The following is an 18,473-nucleotide window of genomic DNA, read 5'->3' as shown; positions in this document are numbered from 1 at the left end:
CGTTAAGGCGCCGGATTGGGATAAAGCTCATGAATGGCTGCAATGCCCTGCAGAACCTCGTCGTCGAGCGTGACATTGACGCTGGCGATATTCTCGCGAAGCTGTTCGAGCGAGGTCGCACCAACCAGATTGCTGGTCACGAATGGCTGACGGTTGACGAAGGCCAGCGCCATGGATGCCGGCGTCAACCCATGCTTGAGGGCCAGTGCCACATACGCCGACGTTGCTGCGACGGCTTGTGGCCGTGTGTAGCGCGTAAAACGCTCGAACAAGGTAATACGGGCACCCGCCGGCCGGGCACCGCCTTCGTATTTGCCCGACAACCAGCCAAACGCCAATGGCGAATAGGCCAGCAAGCCCACCCCATCACGATGCGTAAATTCGGACAAACCCACTTCGTAGGTTCGGTTCAGCAGGCTATACGGGTTCTGAATTGATACGATGCGCTCGAGACCTAATTCGCGCGCCGCCGCTAGAAAGCGTGACACACCCCAGGGCGTTTCATTTGACACACCGATATAGCGGATCTTGCCCGCTTTCACCAGATCAGACAGCGCCTGCAAGGTCTCTTCGATAGGTACCGTATAAGGTTCGTCTTCGTAGGGATACGCGGTACGGCCAAAGGTTGTCGTGCTGCGATCGGGCCAATGCAACTGATATAAATCGACGTAGTCAGTACCCAGGCGCTGCAAACTACCGTCAAGCGCTTCTACCAAATTAGGCTTGTCGAACTGGTTGGCCGCACCGCGAATATGGCTGGGGCGGCCTGCCTGACGTGACGGCCCGGCAATTTTTGTGGCCAACACAATTTTGTCGCGCAAGCCTGTTTTCTTCAGCCACGAACCGACAAACCGCTCGCTTGAACCATAAGTTTCAGGCTTGGGCGGTACTGGGTACATTTCGGCCACATCGACCAGGTTCACGCCTTGGGCGTAGGCGTAATCCAGTTGCTCGTGCGCCTGCGCTTCGGTGTTCTGCTCCCCGAACGTCATGGTGCCCAAACCAATCAGGCTGACTTGAATATCGGTATGACCCAGCTTGCGATACTGCATTGTTGCTCCTTGGTGCTGAAATGACTGAGAACATTGTATCTGCTGCTGGCAATCCGACAGAACGGGACGCAAAAAAAGCCGGGCTACCCCGGCGCGTTGAAGCGAAACGGAGTGGCCCGGCATATCGACACGCTACAACTGTGGCTTATTGCTCCAGCAATGAACGCAACATCCAGGCGGTTTGCTCGTGTACGGTAATACGTTGAGTCAATAGATCGGCGGTGGGCTCGTCGCTGGCTTTTTCAACCAACGGATACAACGCACGCGCGGTTTTAGCCGTGGCTTCGTGGCCTTTGGCCAGAATGGCAACCATTTCGAGGGCTTTGGGCGGCTTGACCGGTGCGTCGGGCAAAGAGCTGAGTTTGGCAAACTCGGCATATGAACCGGGTGCAGGAAAGCCCAACGAACGAATACGCTCGGCAATGGGGTCGACCGCGTTCCAGAGCTCGGTGTACTGCTGCATGAACATATCGTGCAAGCTGTTGAACATGGGGCCCGTCACATTCCAATGGAAATTGTGCGTGGTCAGATAAAGCGTGTAGGTGTCAGCAAGCAAATTGCCCAACCCTTTGGTAATTGCTTTACGATCTTTTTCTGAAATGCCGATATCGATCTTCATGATAAGTACCTTGTTGCAGTTGAAGGAACAAGCTTCAATATACCAACGCTACGACAACCGTGGTAAGCCCCAGTACCAGATTTACGGCAACCCACTTGCGAATCTTGGCCATTGCGGCCCCAGCAACCGGCCAATCGGCACCTGCGACCGCACGGGCAAACTGCGGATACAAGCGAAAACGCACTGCCAGGAAAATAACCAGCATGAGCAAACCCAGCACTGACATGATGTGCCAGTCGAGGGGCATGCTGAACCCAATACCGGCTTGCGACGCAGAGCGCGCCGCGTTACCGATCATCCAGATACCCGTAATAATGGCTAATGGGGCAACCCACAGCAAGGTCTTGAAAAAACGCCCTAGCACGTTGCACAGCAAATTCAGGCGCACTGGCGGGTCGAGTTGTGCAGCCACAGGCCGCAAGAAACAATGGGCAAACGCCATGCCGCCCACCCAAACAATAATGGACAGGACGTGCAAGGTTTTAAGAATGGCATACAGCATGCGGGCTCCGTTTGAATAATAATGGCGCTACATCGTCGGCCCTTAAATATTCATTTTGACCGACAATCTGTCGTCGACTGGTGGTTAATGATACAACCGTAACAGGGTTGTGATGAATTCACGTCGTCGTCAGACGCATTAAATAAAACTAACCTAGCCAAGCAATGACCCCTAGGTTAACGAGATAGCCCCCGACCACTAAAAAAACAAACAAAGCTGTCGCCAACAGCATGGGGCGCAACCCTGCCTCACGCAAAAAACTTACTCGCGTCCGCAAGCCTAATGCAGCCATCGCCATGGCCAAAAACACGGCATCCAACTGCACAATGAAGGCTACCCACTCTGCAGGCAGTATCTGCAATGAATTCAGTCCGACCATCACAATAAACAACGCGGCAAACCAAGGGATGACTATGCGTCTGCCCTGGGCTGATGGGCAGGCCACAAAAGCCGATAAGATCATGAGAAAAGGGGCTAAAAACATGACCCTAATCATTTTTTCAATGACCGCCGTTGAAGCCACGGCCTCGTTTACAGCCACGCCAACCGCCACGACTTGCGCCACTTCGTGAACCGTTGAGCCCACGAAGACACCAAAAGCCTGATCCGTCATGTTCAAAACGGGATATAGCCATGGATAGGAAAACATAGCCAACGTGCCAAATATAACGACTGTCGCTACGGCCACTGTCACTTTATGAGCCTGCCCTTTCACGACAGACTCGGTTGCAATGACTGCAGCCGCACCGCAAATGGCACTCCCGGCACCAATCAGCATGGCCGTTTGTCTATCCAATCGCAATAAACGACCCAATCCCAAAGCCAACCCAAAGGTCAACCCGACCATGACCACCGCAATCACCACACCGCTCCAACCTACTTGGATCATTTCCTGGATGGTGATTTTGAACCCGAACAAGACAATCCCGACCTTGAGCAACGTGCTTTTTGAAAAATCAACACCCGCCGAGACCTGCTTGGCCATATGGGGGAAAACGGTATTACCCACGACCATGCCCAGGATAATCGCCAGCGTCAGCCCGCTTAACCCCATGGCGTTAGCCCAAGCCACCTGCGCGAGCCCTACCCCCGATATCGCCAGAATGGCGGTCAACGCTAGCCCGGCGAACATTTCAAGCCGGAACAACAGAACGAACGATATCTGCAGGCATCTGCCCCGCCAACACTTGAATTAAGTTATCAGCCGCACGCAACTCAATCGCCAGCCGCACTCGTGCCACAGCAGAACCAATATGCGGGGTCAATACGGTATTGTCAGCGACCAACAAGACCGGATTAATGTACAGAGGGCGATCGGCCAGTCGCCAATCTTCCATTTCGTAAACATCAGCCGCATAAGCACCTAACTGACCACGCTGCAAGGCACGTGCTACGGCAGCCTCGCATACTACTGAACCCCGTCCGATATTCACCAGCACCTGCCCCGGCTTAGCCTGGGCTAATGCCGCGTCATCAATGAGATAACGACTTGTATCGGTCAAGGGTACGGCCAAAATAAGGTAGTCGGCTTGTGTCATTGCGGTGGACAACGCGACCTGAACGACACGCTCATCGACGTTGTAGGGATCAACCCCCAAAATTTGCGCGCACCCAAACCCCTGTAAACGATCCACAATCGCACGTCCGACGGCACCCAAACCCACCACAGCCACGACAGACTGATGCAAACCCGTTCCATACAGTACCGGGCGCCAACCTTCATACTGGCCCGTACGGACAAAATCATCACCAGGTTTGATATTGCGTGCTGCTGCGATCGCCAAACCAATCGCTAACTCGGCGGTCGGTTCTGTTAACAAATCGGGCACAAACGATACGACCACACCGGCCTGCTCACAGGCCTGCAGATCAAAGTTGTCATAGCCCTTCAATGCACACGCAATGGTTTTTAAACGGGGGGCACGACGTAACACTTCTGCGTCGACACGATCTGGCATAAACGCCATCATGGCTTCGGCATCGACCAGGTGCTGATACAGTTCGGCCTGAGTCCAAGGTGCGGGCCCTGTATTCATAACCACGTCACCCACACTTTCTAATCTGCGTAAAACCTCAGCATGCACGGGCTGAGTCACCACAATTTTTTTAGACATATCAAATCTTTTCTTATTCAAATAAGGCCCCGCCTCATCTGGACGCGGGGCCGGTCTGAAGCCTTACTTCAGGTTCTTACGTAACCAGCCACCCAAGCTGTCGACCACAATCACACAGGCCAAGATAGACAACAAGATCGCAGACACTTCGGAGTACTTGATGAGGCGCAAGGCCGCCATCAATTCAAAGCCAATCCCACCTGCACCGACAATCCCCAAGACTGCTGAGGCCCGGAAGTGATATTCCCAACGATAAATTGTGATATCGGCCAATTGGGGTAACACTTGCGGCAATACGGCATGTGTAATGATCTGAAAACGACTTGCGCCTGCAGCTGCTGCAGCCTCCATGGGTTTAGGGTCCGCATGCTCTATTGCCTCGGCATAAAACTTGCCCACCATACCGGTTGAATGCAGCGCCAGTGCGAGCACACCAGGAAGGGCCCCAAAGCCAACGGCTGCCACAAAAATAATGCCCAGAATAATTTCAGGCACTGACCGAAAGGCCGCCAACACAACCCGCAACGCACGCCCTACCAACGGATGGGGTGTCGTATTAGGTGCTGCCAACAATGCCAAGGGCAGCGACAAGACAACCGTCAAAGCGGTACCGGCCACCGACATCGCCAAGGTGTCACGTAACGGAATAACCCAATGTTGCCAACGTGAAAAATCAGGCGGAATCATTTCTGATCCCAGCTGTTGCATCGCGGGTGCACCATCGATGAAACGCTGGGCATCAAAAAACCCTGTAATGCCCAATGCCACCAGACAACACAACACGATCAGCATCACCAGCATGAACGTACGCTGGTTGCGCTGGCGGTCAACCGCCAGCAAATGTGCATACTTCAAGGTATCCGTTGTCACTTCATTGTCCCGATATCAAGATTAAGGACTTTAGCTGTTTCACGCAGTACGTCGTAAGCCTTATCATCGGTCGCAGCGAATGCCTCGACACGGAAGCTCTTCAAAACTTCAGGGTCTTTCATTTCTAGAAAGGCACTACGAATTTTTTGTTTCAACTCTGGGTCCAAATTGTCTTGCATCACCATCGGGTAGTTTGGAATCGGCGCACTCAAGTCCAGCTCAACAATTTTTGTCGGATCAATCGTACCTTTAGCAATCAAGGCCTCCAAAATAGGCTTCGACAAACCACCGGCGGGCACCTGCCCTGTCTGCACTGCACGCGCTACGGCATCATGGGTTCCCAAATGTACAGGACGGTAATCCTTTTCGCCATCCAGGCCTACTTTCGTCTGAATGTGCGCGCGTGGCGCCAAATGGCTGGACGTCGATGCTTGGTCGCCAAAACCAAAAGACTGACCACGGATATCTTCTAAGCGCTTCACCGGGCCATCGACATTGGCAATCATGACTGACTGATAGGTCGGTGAACCCCGCTCAACACCGACGGCAAAAGGCTCGATCTTAGGTGCTTTACTCTTTGCCAGAACATACGAGAAAGGTCCAAAATAAGCGACTTCAATACGCCCAAAACGCATGGCCTCAATCATGGACGAATAATCTGTCGTCACAATAATTTCAATGTCTTTATTCAACGTTTTTTCAAGATACTGCTTCAGCGGCTGTGCATTTTGAATCAGCGTTGCAGCGTTCTCGTCTGGCAACAGCGCAACGCGCAAGCGGTCTGGGTTTTTGGCCTGTACAGCGGTCGATAAAGGCAATGCAACTGCAAAAAAACCAGCCACAATGGCTTTCAAAACATGACGACGTTTCAACATAAAATTCTCCTGAATAATCAAGCCGCACACAGGGCGGGGATATCTAGATGGGTTTCGGGAGCGTCATGACTAACGTTCCCGGTGTAAAGCCTTTGAATATCGGCGTCGGTTAAAGCTGCAGGTTTGCCGTCAAAAACGACGCGCCCCTGACTCAACCCAACAATCCGATCCGCAAATCGCTTGGCAAAATCAATTTGGTGCAAACTCACCACAGCAGTGAGATGATCGGTTTTGCAAATATCGTGAAGCAGCTGCAAGACGCTTTCAGCGGTATGGGGGTCCAGACTAGCCACAGGCTCATCAGCCAGCATCAGGCGGGGCTGCTGAATCAAGGCACGTGCAATTCCAACGCGCTGCTGCTGACCACCCGACAAGGCATCAGCACGTGTCAACGCCTTGTCAATCAAACCGACCCGGTCAAGTGCACTGAATGCTTTTTCTTTATCGTCCTTGGACCAAGGCAAGAGCGATCTCAAACCGCTGCGCGTTGCCAACAAGCCCATCAAGACATTAGCTAAAACGGTTTGACGACCAATCAAATGATGTTGTTGGAACACCATACCCGTGCGGCGACGATGCTCTCGCAGGGCACGTCCACCCGACAATGGCTGATCGATATCGTGCAATAGCAATTCACCTGCCGTGGGTTGTACCAAGCCATTCAGGCTACGCAGCAGTGTTGACTTGCCCGCGCCAGATGCCCCAAGCAACACAAGGAACTCACCTGGGCGAATCGTCAAAGAGGTGGGCTGAAGTGCCTGATAGCCATTGCTATAAACCACGGCAAGGCTTCTGGTCTGCAAGAGCCATGAGGACGATGGGGAAGCAGTCATTAAGGTCACCTTTCAATTCATTGGTCTGCACATTGCCGGTTAATCGTCGGCAGCTGTATTTCAGACATTGGGCGACAGTATGATCAAATGCTATTTCACCAATATGTACGTTTTACATTAAATAATTTAGTTATCTATAGATTTCATCTATGTCTGGGACCTCACTTATCGCAGCCCTCAAAGCCTTCGATGCCACAGCGCGAACAGGCACAATCACCACAGCAGCACGGCAACTGGGACTGCGCCAGCCCACCGTATCGGCTCATATCATCAGACTGGAATCGGAATACGGGGTCGAGCTCTTCTATCGTCAAGGCCGACGGCTGGAGCTGACGCAATTTGGTAACGCCCTGCTTGAGCACACGCAAAGGCTATTCAGTGCAGAACAAGATGCGCAATCTTTGTTGATTGCGGCAAAAACCAACTATCGTGGCACGCTGAATTTGCATGCCATCGGCCCACACAACATCACCCCCATCATCAAAGCCTACCGTGCGCGGTATCCTGGGGTACATATCAGTGTGACTGTGGGAGACTCGCAGTCCATAACGCAACGCATTCTGAACTACGAAGGTGATATTGGCCTTGTACTCAACGAAATAACGGATCCACACATTTTCTGTCTGCCCTATCGGGCCCAAAAACTGGTGATCTTTGCGCACACGGATCATCCGTTAGCCAAGAAAAAGAGCCTGCGGTTTACCGATTTAAATGGCCAAGAGTTCGTAATGCGGGAGCAAGGTTCGGGCACCCGCAAAGCGTTTGAAGATTCGCTCAGTGCCAAGAACATTCAGATTAAAACCAGCGTTGAAATGCGAAGCCGTGAGGCCGTGCGCGAGGCTGTTATCCAAGGCTTGGGGCTTGGTGTCGTCGCGAATACCGCATATCAACCCTGCCCTGACCTCGTGACGCTTGATGTTGAAGGATTCAATGCCCATACGTTCACACGATTGATCTGTCGGGTCGAACGCAAAAACTCACCCTTAATTGCTCATTTTTTGCAGACAGCGCAAGAGGTGTTGGGTTGAAGCGCCGGCATCGAACACAACCTTCGCCCAACATCGTCAGAAAACAAAAAAGCCCCTGATGAACAGGGGCTTTTTTGTTTGTACTGGCGGAGATGGAGGGATTCGAACCCTCGATACGGGTATAAGCCGTATGCTCCCTTAGCAGGGGAGTACCTTCAACCACTCGGCCACATCTCCGAATTAAGCTCAGCATTCTAGCACAAGAAAGCCGAGCTTTGGGCCGAAAACGGCAGTTTCTTACAGGCTGCCGCCCTCTTGATCGAGACCGAAGGCTTTGTGCAATGCACGTACCGCCAGCTCCATGTACTTGTCGCTGATAACAACCGATGTCTTGATCTCGCTGGTGGAAATCATCTGGATATTGATGCCTTCTTCGCTGAGCGTGCGGAACATCAGGCTGGCAACGCCAACATGGCTGCGCATACCGATACCGACGACAGACACTTTGCACACCTTGTCGTCGGAACGGATCTCGCGAGCCCCGACGGCCGGACCGATCTGCTGCTCGAGCACTTCGAGGGCGCGAGGGAAATCGGCACGGTTAACAGTAAACGAGAAGTCGGTGGTGCCTTCGACAGACTGGTTCTGCAGAATGACGTCGACGTTGATGTTGGCGGCGGCAATGGGACCCAGAATTGAGTAGGCCACACCCGGTTTGTCGGGAACCGCCAGCAGAGTAAGTTTGGCTTCATCGCGGCTGAAGGCAATGCCCGAAACGACGGCTGCTTCCATTTTCTGGTCTTCCTCGAAAGTAATTAAAGTGCCCGAAGTCATTTCTTCTTCGAGCGACATCAGGGGGTCGGTAAGCGACGACAATACGCGGATGGGAATACGGTATTTGCCGGCGAATTCTACCGAGCGAATTTGCAGCACTTTGGATCCGAGCGAAGCCATTTCGAGCATTTCTTCGAAAGAAACAACCGAAAGACGACGAGCCTCTGGAACCACGCGCGGATCGGTGGTGTAAACACCATCGACATCAGTGTAAATAAGACACTCTTGGGCGCCAATAGCGGCAGCAATAGCGACAGCCGAGGTATCGGACCCGCCACGACCCAATGTAGTGATGTGGCCTTCTTCGTCGATACCTTGGAAACCTGTCACTACGACCACACGGCCATCAGCCAAGTCGGCTTTGATACGCGCGTCGTCGATGGACGTAATGCGGGCCTTGGTGTAAGCCGAGTCGGTTTTTACCGGCACTTGCCAGCCCGTGTAGCTGCGTGCGGCAACACCTTGCTCCATCAGGGCAATGGCCAGCAATGCGCTACTGGCCTGTTCACCCGTGGCGGCCAGCATATCGAGCTCGCGCTCGTTGGGACGTGGGGAAATGTCTTTGGCCAACCCAAGCAAACGATTGGTTTCGCCCGACATGGCCGAGGGAACGACCACCACCTGGTGGCCAGCGGCGTGCCATTTTGCGACGCGACGTGCGACATTTTGAATGCGCTCGACCGAGCCCATTGAAGTGCCACCGTATTTGTGAACAATCAGGGACATCTTTTACTCTGCAAAAAGGACAACTGCCTGCAAATACAGACAGACAAAACGCAACATTTTAACATTAAAGGGTTATTTTGCCGACCCGCGTCGATACATCAACACGACACGTTTTTAATGAGACGGGCCCGTGCAAGGCGCATTTAGATCGTCGTTGGCGTGCCGACCCGCAACAAAAACCCGCCCCTTCTGGCACACAATGTCGACGGGTCCGTGCCCGACCCGCATCGCGCGATCGAACCCCAAAGCGTGCAACTGACGCATTTGGCGCATCAGGTTATGCAGCCGGGCATCGGTCGGCATGGCCAGCCTTTGCTGGCCCAGCCAATACCGTAACACCAGCGCCTGACGCGCCTCTGAGAGCAAACGCCAGCTTGCCAAAGAAAAGCTCTGGTCAGCCGCGGCAAAATCAAGTGACATCAAATCGGCGCATGCGACCTCGTCAAGCACCTGCGCGGCTTGCGCCGACTGTCGGGCATGACGCGCAAGCCGGTCGCGCCAGCCGGGCCAACGCGCATCAAGCGTGGGCGCCAGCCGCTCGCGCACGGCGGCACGCGTGTAGCGATCTTGAGCGTTAGTCGGGTCGGTGACGTACTGCCACCCGGTTTGTGCAGCATAACTATTGGCAGCATCGACGATCTGGGCGCGGTCCACGTCAAGCCAGGGCCGAACATACTCGATTCCGTCACGCTCGACGTGTGGCGACATGGCCGCCAGCCCGACGGGCCCCGCGCCGCGCAGAAGCCGCAACAGCACCGTTTCAGCCTGATCATGAAGGTGATGACCCAACAAGATGTGACGCACACCCGCCACTCTGGCCATGTCATGCAGCGCTTTGTACCGCGCATCACGCGCTGCAGCCTCGATACCGTAACCTGCTGTTTCACTGACCGTCACGCGCATACTATGGCAAGGCACCGCCAATTGATGCGCCAGATCGTGCACCCGATGCAACCATTCGTCGGCCGTTGCCTGCAACCCATGATGCACATGGAACAGATGCAAGGCCAAACCCTGCCCGGCAGCATATTGCGCAGCGGCTACCGCCAGCATGGCCGAATCGGCCCCACCGCTGACAGCCACACCCAGGCCGGTGGGCTGCGACGACAAGGCCGCCACCGCCGACTTTATTTTATGAATCAGGGCGTCAGAGCCCGGGAACATATGACGACGTGTTAACGGGCTTCTTGGAAGCGGCCGTAAGACATGAGACGCTGCAGGCGATGCTCAAGCATTTGCTCGGTCGTCATGTTGGCCACCTGGCGGTAAGCGTCGGCCAAGGCGCGACTAAGCTGATTAGCCATAGTTTTGGGGTCGCGATGCGCCCCGCCCACGGGCTCGTTGACAACACGGTCGACAAGGCCCAGCTCTTTAAGCCGCGGCGCCGTAATCGCCAGTGCCTCGGCTGCCACAGGCGCCTTATCGGCGCTGCGCCATAAAATCGACGCACAACCCTCGGGCGAAATGACGGCATAAGTAGCATATTGCAGCATCATGACGACATCGCCAACGGCAATGGCCAACGCCCCGCCGGAGCCGCCTTCACCAATAATGGTGGAGATAATGGGGACTTTGAGCTCGGCCATGGCATACAAGTTATGACCAATGGCTTCAGATTGGCCGCGTTCTTCGGCGCCAATGCCGGGGTACGCGCCAGGCGTGTCAACAAAAGTGAACACCGGCAAACGGAATTTTTCGGCCAAACGCATCAACCGCAACGCCTTGCGGTAGCCCTCGGGGCGCGGCATGCCAAAGTTGCGCATTGAGCGCTCTTTGGTGTCGCGGCCTTTTTGATGACCAATGACCATGCAGGGCGTACCGTTAAATCGCGCAAGACCACCCACAATGGATTGGTCGTCGGCGTACATGCGGTCGCCGTGCAGTTCGTGGAAATCGGTGAAGATCTCGCGAACGTAATCAAAGGTATAGGGCCGCTGCGGATGGCGTGCCACCAATGCAGTTTGCCAGGGCGTGAGCTTGGCGTAAATATTCTTGGCCAGCGTCTGGCTTTTTTGCTGCAAACGGCTGACCTCGTCGGAGATATCGACGGCTGAGTCGGACTGCATGTAGCGCAGTTGCTCGATTTTTTGCTCGAGCTCGGCCAGGGGCTGTTCAAATTCCAGGAAAGTATTACGCATAAGAGCTTGAATTCCAGATAGGGATCATACGACTTTAGTTTTACTTGGCGACAGACGCAAGGCTGCGCCACAAGTACCACGTCGCGACGGTTCGCCACGGTGCCCAGGCCTGGGCGACTTCGCGCGCTTCGAAGCGCGAAACGGGCTCACCGCTGAAATAGTGTAACGAAATTGCCTTGATAAGACCGGCATCGTCGAGCGGAAGGACGTCGGGACGCTGCAGGTTAAAGATAAGAAACATTTCGGCCGTCCAACGCCCGATGCCCCGAATTGCGCATAAATCGGCAATGACAGCCTCGTCGTCCATGGCTGACCAGGCCGCAGGCTTAACCTTTTTCTCGGCAAAGTGCGTGGCCAGATCGGAAATGTATTCGGACTTGCGTTTAGACAGCCCCAGCTCGCGCAATGCATCGATGTCAAGCTGCACGACAGACGTGGGGGTTGGCCGCTTTCCGCATTTTTCGGTGAAGCGCAGCCATACTGCATCGGCGGCTTTGGTGGAAATTTGCTGGCCGATGATGGCGCGGGCCAGGGTCATGAACGGTGGCGACGGCGCCTGCAAGAACTGCTCTTTATGCTGGGGAATCAGCTTCTTGAGAATACGATCACGTCGCATCAGATGCGCGGCGGCTTCGTCCCAGTAATCGGGCTTGACGATGGCAGTCGTGGTCATGGCCGCCCCTTAAACCCGACGCCACTGCGTGCCACCGGGCTTGTCCTCAAGCTCGATACCGGCCTGACGCAACTGTTCTCGGATGGCATCGGCCTGCCCGAACTGCTTTTGCTTTTTAGCCTCGGCACGTGCCTGAATAAGGGCTTCGATAGCCGCGGCGTCGAGCGACTCGGCAGCCTGCTCGGCACCGGTAAACCGGCTGGACGATTGCAGATAAATGGCCGGGTCGGTTTGCAATAACCCCAAAACGGCGCCCAAGGCCCGCAACAGGCCCGACGTTTGAGCCGAACCCGTGCGATTGGCCTCGTTGGCCAACTCGAAAAGCACGGCAACAGCACCCGACGTGTTGAAGTCATCGTCCATGGCGTCGCGAAACGCCTGGGCTGCTGGCTGGGACCAGTCGATGGAAACCGACGCGGGCGACACATTGTGCAGCGTTTGGTAAAGGCGATCGAGCGCGCTTTGCGCATCGCGCAAGTTGTCGGGCGTGTAATTTTGAATGCTGCGATAGTGATTGCGCACGATGAAAAACCGCAGCATTTCGGCTTCGCGCGCATTGACATCGTAGTTGGCGCTGTTGGGCGACAGCGACGCACCAAGCCCCACAGTTTCGCGGATGGTGCGGAAGTTACCCAGCGACTTGGACATTTTGTCGCTGTCGACCATAAGCGGACCGCAATGCATCCAAACGTTGGCCAGCTGCCCGCCAAAAGCACCCTCGGTCTGGGCGATTTCGTTTTCGTGGTGCGGAAACTTAAGATCGGGCCCGCCGCCGTGAATGTCCAGGGGCAGCCCCAGCAGGGCTTTGCTCATGGCTGAGCACTCGATATGCCAACCCGGGCGCCCCAGGCCATAAGCAGACTCCCACTTCGACTCGGCGGGCTCGTCGGCCTTGGCCGATTTCCAGAGCACGAAATCGAGCGGATCACGCTTGCCCGAATCGACGGCGACACGCTCGCCGGCACGCAGGTCGTCGAGCGACTTGCCTGACAGCTTCCCGTAGCCCGGAAAGCTGCGCACCGCGTAATTGACGTCGCCGTTATCGGCCTGATAGGCCAAGCCGTTATTTTCGAGGCGGCCGATGATATCGAGCATATCGCCAACGTGGGCCGTAGCGCGCGGCTCTGCGTCGGGCGACTGAACGCCCAACGCGCGTTCATCGGCGTGCATGGCCTGGATATAAAAGTCGGTAACCTCGCCCAGACGACGGCCGGTTTCAACGGCGCGACGAATGATTTTGTCGTCGATGTCGGTAATGTTGCGCACATACGTAACCTTGTAGCCGCTGGCACGCAACCACCGCTGAACCACGTCGAAACTGACCAGCATGCGGGCGTGCCCGAGGTGGCAGAAATCGTAGACCGTCATGCCGCAAACGTACATACGCACGTGACCGGGTTCGGTGGGTTCGAGGGGCACTTTGCCGCGAGAAAGGGTGTTATAAATGTGCAGCATTCGCTAGTAAAACTTGTTTGACGTGAAGCAAGGCTAAAATGGCGGTCGATAAGTATAGCAATTCAAACCCAACTCCACCCCAATAGGTAATCGCCGGTGTTTCAAATTTCTCGTCGCTTTCTGCCCGCCCTGGTTCTGGTTGCGTGTGGCGGGCTGCATGCGCCAACTACATTGGCGCAGTCGGCTTCTGCAAATGGCCCGCTGTTTATCGACCCACCCCAAGCCGACGAAGGCTGGCAAGGGTTGGCCAATGTGCTCGATGCGTTAACACCAAGCGTCGACACGTCGATACCCATGACGCCGTCAGATATTACCAACCGTATAGCACACATGCTAAACGACGGCCGCAGCCAAGAAGCACTTGAGGTTATAGAAAAGCGTCAGGCACAGCGCAACGCCAGCGGAGAAATCGGGCAAGACGTGCAGCTGATGTTTTTACGGGCACGGGCCCTGGCAGCCAACGGCAAAACCAACGAAGCGGTTGACGCCTACCTGGCCATGACCACCGACTACCCCGAGCTACCCGAACCCTGGAACAACCTGGCGTCGCTGTACATTAAACAGCAAAAAATCGACATGGCCTACGACGCGTTAACCATGGCGCTGCGGGCCGACCCCAATTACACCACGGCCAAAGCCAACTTGGCCCAGGTTCATTTGCTGAAAGCATACGCGCTGTACCGAGAGGCCGAAAGCGCAGGCATGCGCGCCGCCGCAGCCCGAGCCCAGGCCGTCCAGTCCATTCTTCAACGTTAATCACCATGAGCTTCTTCATCACCAGAATTTTCAGGTCGCACCTGCTTCGCAGGCATGCCCTGGGGCTCGCCTGTGCTGCATTGGTCGCCTTGCCCGCCATCAGCGCCGGCCCCGCCATCGCTTCATCAACTTCGTCACAAGGATCATCCATGAGTGCAAACCCAAAAGTCAAAATGCAAACCAACTTCGGTGACATGATCATCGAGCTGAATGCCGAAAAAGCCCCTAAAACAGTTGAAAACTTCGTGGCTTACGTCAACGACGGTTTCTTTGACGGCACTATTTTCCATCGCGTCATCAACAACTTCATGGTCCAGGGCGGCGGTTTCGAAGCCGGCATGAAGCAAAAAGAAACCCGCGACCCCATCGAAAACGAGGCCAACAACGGTCTGCGCAACGATCGCTACACACTGGCCATGGCGCGCACCAGCGACCCGCACTCGGCTACCGCACAGTTTTTCATTAACGTTGCCGACAACGACTTCCTTAACCACACCGCGCCCACCAGCAATGGCTGGGGCTATGCGGTATTTGGCAAGGTCGTCGAAGGCACCGACGTCGTCGACAAAATCAAAGTCGTGAAAACCGGCAGCAAAGGCTTTCACCAAGACGTACCCACCGAAGACGTCATCATCGAGAAAGCTACGGTTGTTGAGTAAGCTCGACCTGCCCGGCACGGTTTGGCTGGCCTCAGACCTTCATCTGGGGCCCGATTCGCCAGAAACCGCCCGGGCTTTTTTGACGTTTTTATCGCAAGCCCGGCAACACGCGTCTGCGCTATTACTGGGCGGCGACATTTTCAACGTCTGGGTCGGCGACGACCTTATCCAGAACCCGCCCTCTTGGCTGGCATCATTGCTAAGCGCACTGGCCGCCACCGGCAAAGATATTCCACTTTATGTCTGCCGCGGCAACCGCGACTTTTTAATCGGGCACGGCCTGTGCAAACGCATACATGCCACACTGCTGTCCGACCAAACCGTGCTGATGACTGATGTCGGCCCGGTACTTTTTAGCCACGGCGACGAATACTGCACCGACGACCACGCTTACCAACGCTTCAAGACGTGGGTGCGACGACCCTGGGTGCAGCGCATATTTTTGGCGTTTAGCCTGAAGCAACGCATGAAATGGGCAGGCTACGCCCGCCAACGCAGTATGCAGGCCAATGCGTGGAAGCCGTCGGACATTATGGACGTTAACCCGGAAGCGGTATTACAGGCCTTTGATGCGGCCCGCGTCGATACGATGGTGCATGGGCATACCCACCGCGCGTCAATTCACCACCAGACGGCCAAAGGCCGAACGCTAACCCGCGCCGTACTGCCCGATTGGGACTTTGAAAGCCCCGAAAAGCGCGGCGGCTGGCTGGAAATAGACGCAGAAGGCCTGCGTCTGCGGACCTTGGCCGATACCTACACCGGCGCAAGGCAAGCCGCCGACACAGATTAACGCAGCGTTAGCCAGGCCAAGACAACCAGCCCCAAAGCAATGCGATACCACGCAAATGGGCGATAAGTGTGCCGCGACACCCACATCAGCACCGCTTTGACCAACACCAGCGCGCTGAAAAACGCGGCAATAAAGCCAATGACAATACCCCAGGTTTGCTCACCTGTAAGCACCGCGCCGTGTTTATAAATATCGTAAACCGTAGCGGCCAACATGGTCGGCATCGCTAGAAAGAACGAGAATTCAGTCGCCGTTTTACGTTGCACCCCGGCCAGCATGGCGCCAATAATGGTGGCGCCAGAACGGGACGTACCCGGAATCATGGCCAGGCATTGTGCAAAACCCACCGCCAGCGCCTGCTTCCAGGTGATGTCTTCAAGCGCGAACGTCACCGGCTGGCCCAAACCAGCAGCCTGACTTGAACGCCCGCCTGCCTGGGAAGACGCCGAGGACACGTCGTTGGTTGCAGCCGCGTTGCCGGTTGCACCGTGCTTGGCCATATGCGGCTTGCGTTCGACCCAAAGCATAATGATTCCGCCCAAAATCAATGTCACCACAAAAATACCAGGGTGGTGGAACATCATTTTGATGTACTGAATCGTAAGTGCACCGATCACCGCTGCCGGCAAAAATGCAATGATCAGATTGCGTGTGAACGCGACCTCGGTAGGTTGACCATGCAGCGTACCCCGAATCAGTTGCCAGAGACGTTGACGGAAAACCCAAATGACGGCGAGTATCGACCCGAACTGGATGACCACCTCGTACACCTTACTGCTACCGGAATCGAAATTGATCCATTCACCAATCAGCAATAAGTGTGCCGTACTGGACACCGGTATGAACTCGGTAAAACCCTCAATGACACCCAGAAAAAAAGCTTTGAACAAATACAGCGCGCTTTCGGTCATGCAGAACCTTCTTGAATAGTTTCGTCGTCGGGATTGGCAAAGACGCGTTCGACTTCAACACTTGCAATACGACGACCCTCAAGGCGAACCACCTTGAATGTGAACGTGGCGTGAGGCTGCACCAGTTCGCAACTGTCACCGGGCGATGGCAACTGCCCGAAACGCCCCAACAAATAGCCGGCCAAGGTTGAATAACCCTCTTCTTCGTCCACCAACCCGATGGTGTTCAGCACCTGTTCAAGGTGATGCACGTCGGCCGCACCGTCGACACGCCAGCGATTGTCACCGGCTTCGACGATGTCAGGCGTTTCATCCTCATCGGGGAACTCGCCGGCGATGGCCTCGAATACGTCGATAGGCGTAACGACACCTTCGATGGTGCCGAACTCGTCGGTGACCAGCACCAGTTGCCCGCGTGAGCGCTTCAAGGTTTCCATCAGCCGCAGCACGCCAATGGATTCGTGCACGATAAGTGGATCGCGCAAACGGGACAATTTGATATGCCCATGCGTCAGCACATCTGCAAGCATTTCTTTGGCGCGACCAATGCCAATGACATCGTCGAGCGACCCCCGGCACACTGGAAAGAAGCTGTGCGGTGTTTTCATGAGCTGCTTCTGGATGTCTTCTGCGGCGTCGTCGAGATTGATCCAGGACACATCGTTGCGCGGCGTCATGATGGAATGAATGGTGCGGTCGGCCAAGGTAAGGACGCCACTAACCATATTGCGTTCTTCTTCGCCAAACACCTGCTGCCCGGCAGCCGGCTTGGGCGAAGCCACGGGTTTTTCAGGTCCCACCAAGGGCTGCTTACCCAACATGCGCATAATGCCTTCGGCCGTTCGCTCGCGCATGGGGCGCCGCAGCTCGACCTTTTGCATATTGCGTCGGGCCAACTGGTTAAGACTTTCGATAATGACCGAAAACCCGATAGCTGCGTACAGATACCCCTTGGGCACCGCAAAGCCAAAGCCTTCAGCCACCAAAGAAAAACCAATGGTTAACAAGAAGCCCAGACACAAGACTACTACCGTGGGGTGAGCATTGACAAAGCGTGTGAGCGGTTTTGATGCGAACAGCATCACACCCATTGCAATGACAACGGCGACCATCATGACGGACAGCTGTTCGACCATGCCCACCGCCGTGATGACGGCGTCGATGGAGAAAACTGCGTCGAGAATAATGATTTGCGTAACGATCAGGCCGAAGCTGGCGTGCAGCCGCGCCCCGGAGGCATGCTGCGCGCGACCCTCGATGCGCTCGTGTAGTTCGAGCGTGCCTTTAAGCAGCAGGAAAAAACCGCCCACAATAAGAATGAGATCGCGCCCAGAAAAAACAAACGGCCCCAAAAACAAAATGGGCGTCGTCAGCTTGATCAGCCACGACATGACAGTGAGCAGCGCCAAGCGCATGACGAGCGCTAGCGACAGCCCCATAACCCGAGCGCGATCGCGCAGCTTGGGCGGCAGCTTCTCGACCAGAATGGCGATGAAGATAAGGTTGTCGATGCCCAGAACAATTTCGAGCACGACCAGTGTCAGCAGCCCGACCCAGGCTGCCGGGTGCGAGAGCCAATCGAAGGAAAAGGCTTCCATTAGCGCCCCCCCTGCCCTGTCCGGACGCTACCCCCTTGAGGGGCGCCTATATAAAAGGTGCGGGCGAACCCGCCCGTACTGCCGTCTGTTGGTGAGG

General features: G+C 55.3%; 19 protein-coding genes and 1 tRNA gene. 4 read left to right on the top strand and 16 right to left on the bottom strand.

Annotated features, from left to right (window positions below; all coding sequences use genetic code 11):
* Positions 1–2 precede the first annotated feature (2 nt).
* From PuT2_RS09010 to phnC, 8 genes are all read right to left on the bottom strand, one after another.
* Complete coding sequence (locus PuT2_RS09010) at positions 3–1,052, bottom strand: NADP(H)-dependent aldo-keto reductase (protein WP_093970705.1); 1,050 nt, start codon at positions 1,050–1,052, stop codon at positions 3–5.
* A gap of 145 nt (positions 1,053–1,197) precedes the next feature.
* Positions 1,198–1,671 (bottom strand): Dps family protein, encoded by a 474-nt coding sequence (locus PuT2_RS09005; RefSeq protein ID WP_093970704.1) that lies wholly within the window; start codon positions 1,669–1,671, stop codon positions 1,198–1,200.
* Positions 1,672–1,705: 34 nt separating this feature from the next.
* Positions 1,706–2,173: a CopD family protein gene (locus PuT2_RS09000; protein WP_093970703.1), complete on the bottom strand. Its 468-nt coding sequence runs from the start codon at positions 2,171–2,173 to the stop codon at positions 1,706–1,708.
* A 148-nt stretch (positions 2,174–2,321) separates the two neighbouring features.
* Positions 2,322–3,305, bottom strand: a complete 984-nt coding sequence (locus PuT2_RS08995; RefSeq protein ID WP_093970702.1) for a YeiH family protein — start codon at positions 3,303–3,305, stop codon at positions 2,322–2,324.
* A gap of 1 nt (position 3,306) precedes the next feature.
* On the bottom strand, positions 3,307–4,287 hold the full coding sequence (locus PuT2_RS08990; RefSeq protein ID WP_093970701.1) for an NAD(P)-dependent oxidoreductase: 981 nt from the start codon (positions 4,285–4,287) through the stop codon (positions 3,307–3,309).
* Positions 4,288–4,350: 63 nt separating this feature from the next.
* Positions 4,351–5,127 carry a phosphonate ABC transporter, permease protein PhnE gene (gene phnE / locus PuT2_RS08985; protein WP_256387469.1) on the bottom strand — a complete coding sequence of 259 codons (777 nt, stop codon included), beginning with the start codon at positions 5,125–5,127 and terminating at the stop codon, positions 4,351–4,353.
* A 26-nt stretch (positions 5,128–5,153) separates the two neighbouring features.
* Positions 5,154–6,029 (bottom strand): phosphate/phosphite/phosphonate ABC transporter substrate-binding protein, encoded by an 876-nt coding sequence (phnD, locus tag PuT2_RS08980; RefSeq protein WP_370318038.1) that lies wholly within the window; start codon positions 6,027–6,029, stop codon positions 5,154–5,156.
* 20 nt (positions 6,030–6,049) lie between these two features.
* Entirely contained in the window at positions 6,050–6,865 is an 816-nt protein-coding gene (gene phnC / locus PuT2_RS08975; protein ID WP_093970698.1) for a phosphonate ABC transporter ATP-binding protein, read from the bottom strand.
* Positions 6,866–7,014: 149 nt separating this feature from the next.
* On the opposite strand from phnC, the gene PuT2_RS08970 reads away from it, so the two are divergent.
* Positions 7,015–7,893, top strand: a complete 879-nt coding sequence (locus PuT2_RS08970; protein ID WP_093970697.1) for a LysR substrate-binding domain-containing protein — start codon at positions 7,015–7,017, stop codon at positions 7,891–7,893.
* Positions 7,894–7,977: 84 nt separating this feature from the next.
* Here the strand turns inward: PuT2_RS08970 and PuT2_RS08965 are convergent.
* From PuT2_RS08965 to cysS, 6 genes are all read right to left on the bottom strand, one after another.
* Positions 7,978–8,070, bottom strand: a tRNA-Ser gene (locus tag PuT2_RS08965).
* Positions 8,071–8,130: 60 nt separating this feature from the next.
* The gene (locus tag PuT2_RS08960; protein ID WP_093970696.1) at positions 8,131–9,393 is read right to left on the bottom strand and encodes an aspartate kinase; all 1,263 of its coding nucleotides are present in this window, start codon (positions 9,391–9,393) and stop codon (positions 8,131–8,133) included.
* Positions 9,394–9,507: 114 nt separating this feature from the next.
* A complete protein-coding gene (gene tilS / locus PuT2_RS08955; protein ID WP_093970695.1) occupies positions 9,508–10,557 on the bottom strand; it encodes a tRNA lysidine(34) synthetase TilS in 1,050 nt (349 codons plus the stop codon).
* An 11-nt stretch (positions 10,558–10,568) separates the two neighbouring features.
* A complete protein-coding gene (locus tag PuT2_RS08950; protein WP_093970694.1) occupies positions 10,569–11,531 on the bottom strand; it encodes an acetyl-CoA carboxylase carboxyltransferase subunit alpha in 963 nt (320 codons plus the stop codon).
* 40 nt (positions 11,532–11,571) lie between these two features.
* A complete protein-coding gene (locus PuT2_RS08945; RefSeq protein ID WP_093970693.1) occupies positions 11,572–12,204 on the bottom strand; it encodes a DNA-3-methyladenine glycosylase in 633 nt (210 codons plus the stop codon).
* Positions 12,205–12,213: 9 nt separating this feature from the next.
* A complete protein-coding gene (cysS, locus tag PuT2_RS08940) occupies positions 12,214–13,659 on the bottom strand; it encodes a cysteine--tRNA ligase (RefSeq protein ID WP_093970692.1) in 1,446 nt (481 codons plus the stop codon).
* A 96-nt stretch (positions 13,660–13,755) separates the two neighbouring features.
* Between cysS and PuT2_RS08935 the strand changes: the two genes are divergently transcribed.
* From PuT2_RS08935 to PuT2_RS08925, 3 genes are all read left to right on the top strand, one after another.
* On the top strand, positions 13,756–14,415 hold the full coding sequence (locus PuT2_RS08935) for a hypothetical protein (protein WP_093970691.1): 660 nt from the start codon (positions 13,756–13,758) through the stop codon (positions 14,413–14,415).
* Between the two features lie 149 nt (positions 14,416–14,564).
* A complete protein-coding gene (locus PuT2_RS08930; RefSeq protein WP_199722886.1) occupies positions 14,565–15,074 on the top strand; it encodes a peptidylprolyl isomerase in 510 nt (169 codons plus the stop codon).
* On the top strand, positions 15,067–15,867 hold the full coding sequence (locus PuT2_RS08925) for a UDP-2,3-diacylglucosamine diphosphatase (protein ID WP_093970689.1): 801 nt from the start codon (positions 15,067–15,069) through the stop codon (positions 15,865–15,867). The genes PuT2_RS08930 and PuT2_RS08925 overlap by 8 nt, the downstream gene beginning before the upstream one ends.
* On the opposite strand, the gene PuT2_RS08920 is transcribed toward PuT2_RS08925, so the two are convergent.
* Positions 15,864–16,778 (bottom strand): undecaprenyl-diphosphate phosphatase, encoded by a 915-nt coding sequence (locus PuT2_RS08920; protein WP_093970688.1) that lies wholly within the window; start codon positions 16,776–16,778, stop codon positions 15,864–15,866. The genes PuT2_RS08925 and PuT2_RS08920 overlap by 4 nt on opposite strands.
* Positions 16,775–18,376, bottom strand: a complete 1,602-nt coding sequence (locus tag PuT2_RS08915; protein ID WP_093970687.1) for a TerC family protein — start codon at positions 18,374–18,376, stop codon at positions 16,775–16,777. Before PuT2_RS08915 ends, PuT2_RS08920 begins: the two co-directional genes overlap by 4 nt.
* Positions 18,377–18,473: the final 97 nt, after the last annotated feature.

The sequence above is a fragment of the Pusillimonas sp. T2 genome (assembly GCF_002236805.1).
Taxonomy (GTDB): domain Bacteria; phylum Pseudomonadota; class Gammaproteobacteria; order Burkholderiales; family Burkholderiaceae_B; genus Neopusillimonas.
The sequence above is the reverse complement of the archived record's forward strand: the minus strand, read 5'-3'. Positions and strand labels throughout refer to the sequence as shown.

Excerpts from the sequence above, each read along its gene's own strand:
- PuT2_RS09010 (WP_093970705.1), bottom strand. The coding sequence starts at position 1,052 with ATGCAGTATCGCAAGCTGGGTCATACCGATATTCAAGTCAGCCTGATT.
- PuT2_RS09005 (WP_093970704.1), bottom strand. The coding sequence starts at position 1,671 with ATGAAGATCGATATCGGCATTTCAGAAAAAGATCGTAAAGCAATTACC.
- PuT2_RS09000 (WP_093970703.1), bottom strand. The coding sequence starts at position 2,173 with ATGCTGTATGCCATTCTTAAAACCTTGCACGTCCTGTCCATTATTGTT.
- PuT2_RS08995 (WP_093970702.1), bottom strand. The coding sequence starts at position 3,305 with ATGTTCGCCGGGCTAGCGTTGACCGCCATTCTGGCGATATCGGGGGTA.
- PuT2_RS08990 (WP_093970701.1), bottom strand. The coding sequence starts at position 4,287 with ATGTCTAAAAAAATTGTGGTGACTCAGCCCGTGCATGCTGAGGTTTTA.
- phnC (WP_093970698.1), bottom strand. The coding sequence starts at position 6,865 with ATGACTGCTTCCCCATCGTCCTCATGGCTCTTGCAGACCAGAAGCCTT.
- PuT2_RS08970 (WP_093970697.1), top strand. The coding sequence starts at position 7,015 with ATGTCTGGGACCTCACTTATCGCAGCCCTCAAAGCCTTCGATGCCACA.
- PuT2_RS08960 (WP_093970696.1), bottom strand. The coding sequence starts at position 9,393 with ATGTCCCTGATTGTTCACAAATACGGTGGCACTTCAATGGGCTCGGTC.
- tilS (WP_093970695.1), bottom strand. The coding sequence starts at position 10,557 with ATGTTCCCGGGCTCTGACGCCCTGATTCATAAAATAAAGTCGGCGGTG.
- PuT2_RS08950 (WP_093970694.1), bottom strand. The coding sequence starts at position 11,531 with ATGCGTAATACTTTCCTGGAATTTGAACAGCCCCTGGCCGAGCTCGAG.
- PuT2_RS08945 (WP_093970693.1), bottom strand. The coding sequence starts at position 12,204 with ATGACCACGACTGCCATCGTCAAGCCCGATTACTGGGACGAAGCCGCC.
- cysS (WP_093970692.1), bottom strand. The coding sequence starts at position 13,659 with ATGCTGCACATTTATAACACCCTTTCTCGCGGCAAAGTGCCCCTCGAA.
- PuT2_RS08930 (WP_199722886.1), top strand. The coding sequence starts at position 14,565 with ATGAGTGCAAACCCAAAAGTCAAAATGCAAACCAACTTCGGTGACATG.
- PuT2_RS08920 (WP_093970688.1), bottom strand. The coding sequence starts at position 16,778 with ATGACCGAAAGCGCGCTGTATTTGTTCAAAGCTTTTTTTCTGGGTGTC.
- PuT2_RS08915 (WP_093970687.1), bottom strand. The coding sequence starts at position 18,376 with ATGGAAGCCTTTTCCTTCGATTGGCTCTCGCACCCGGCAGCCTGGGTC.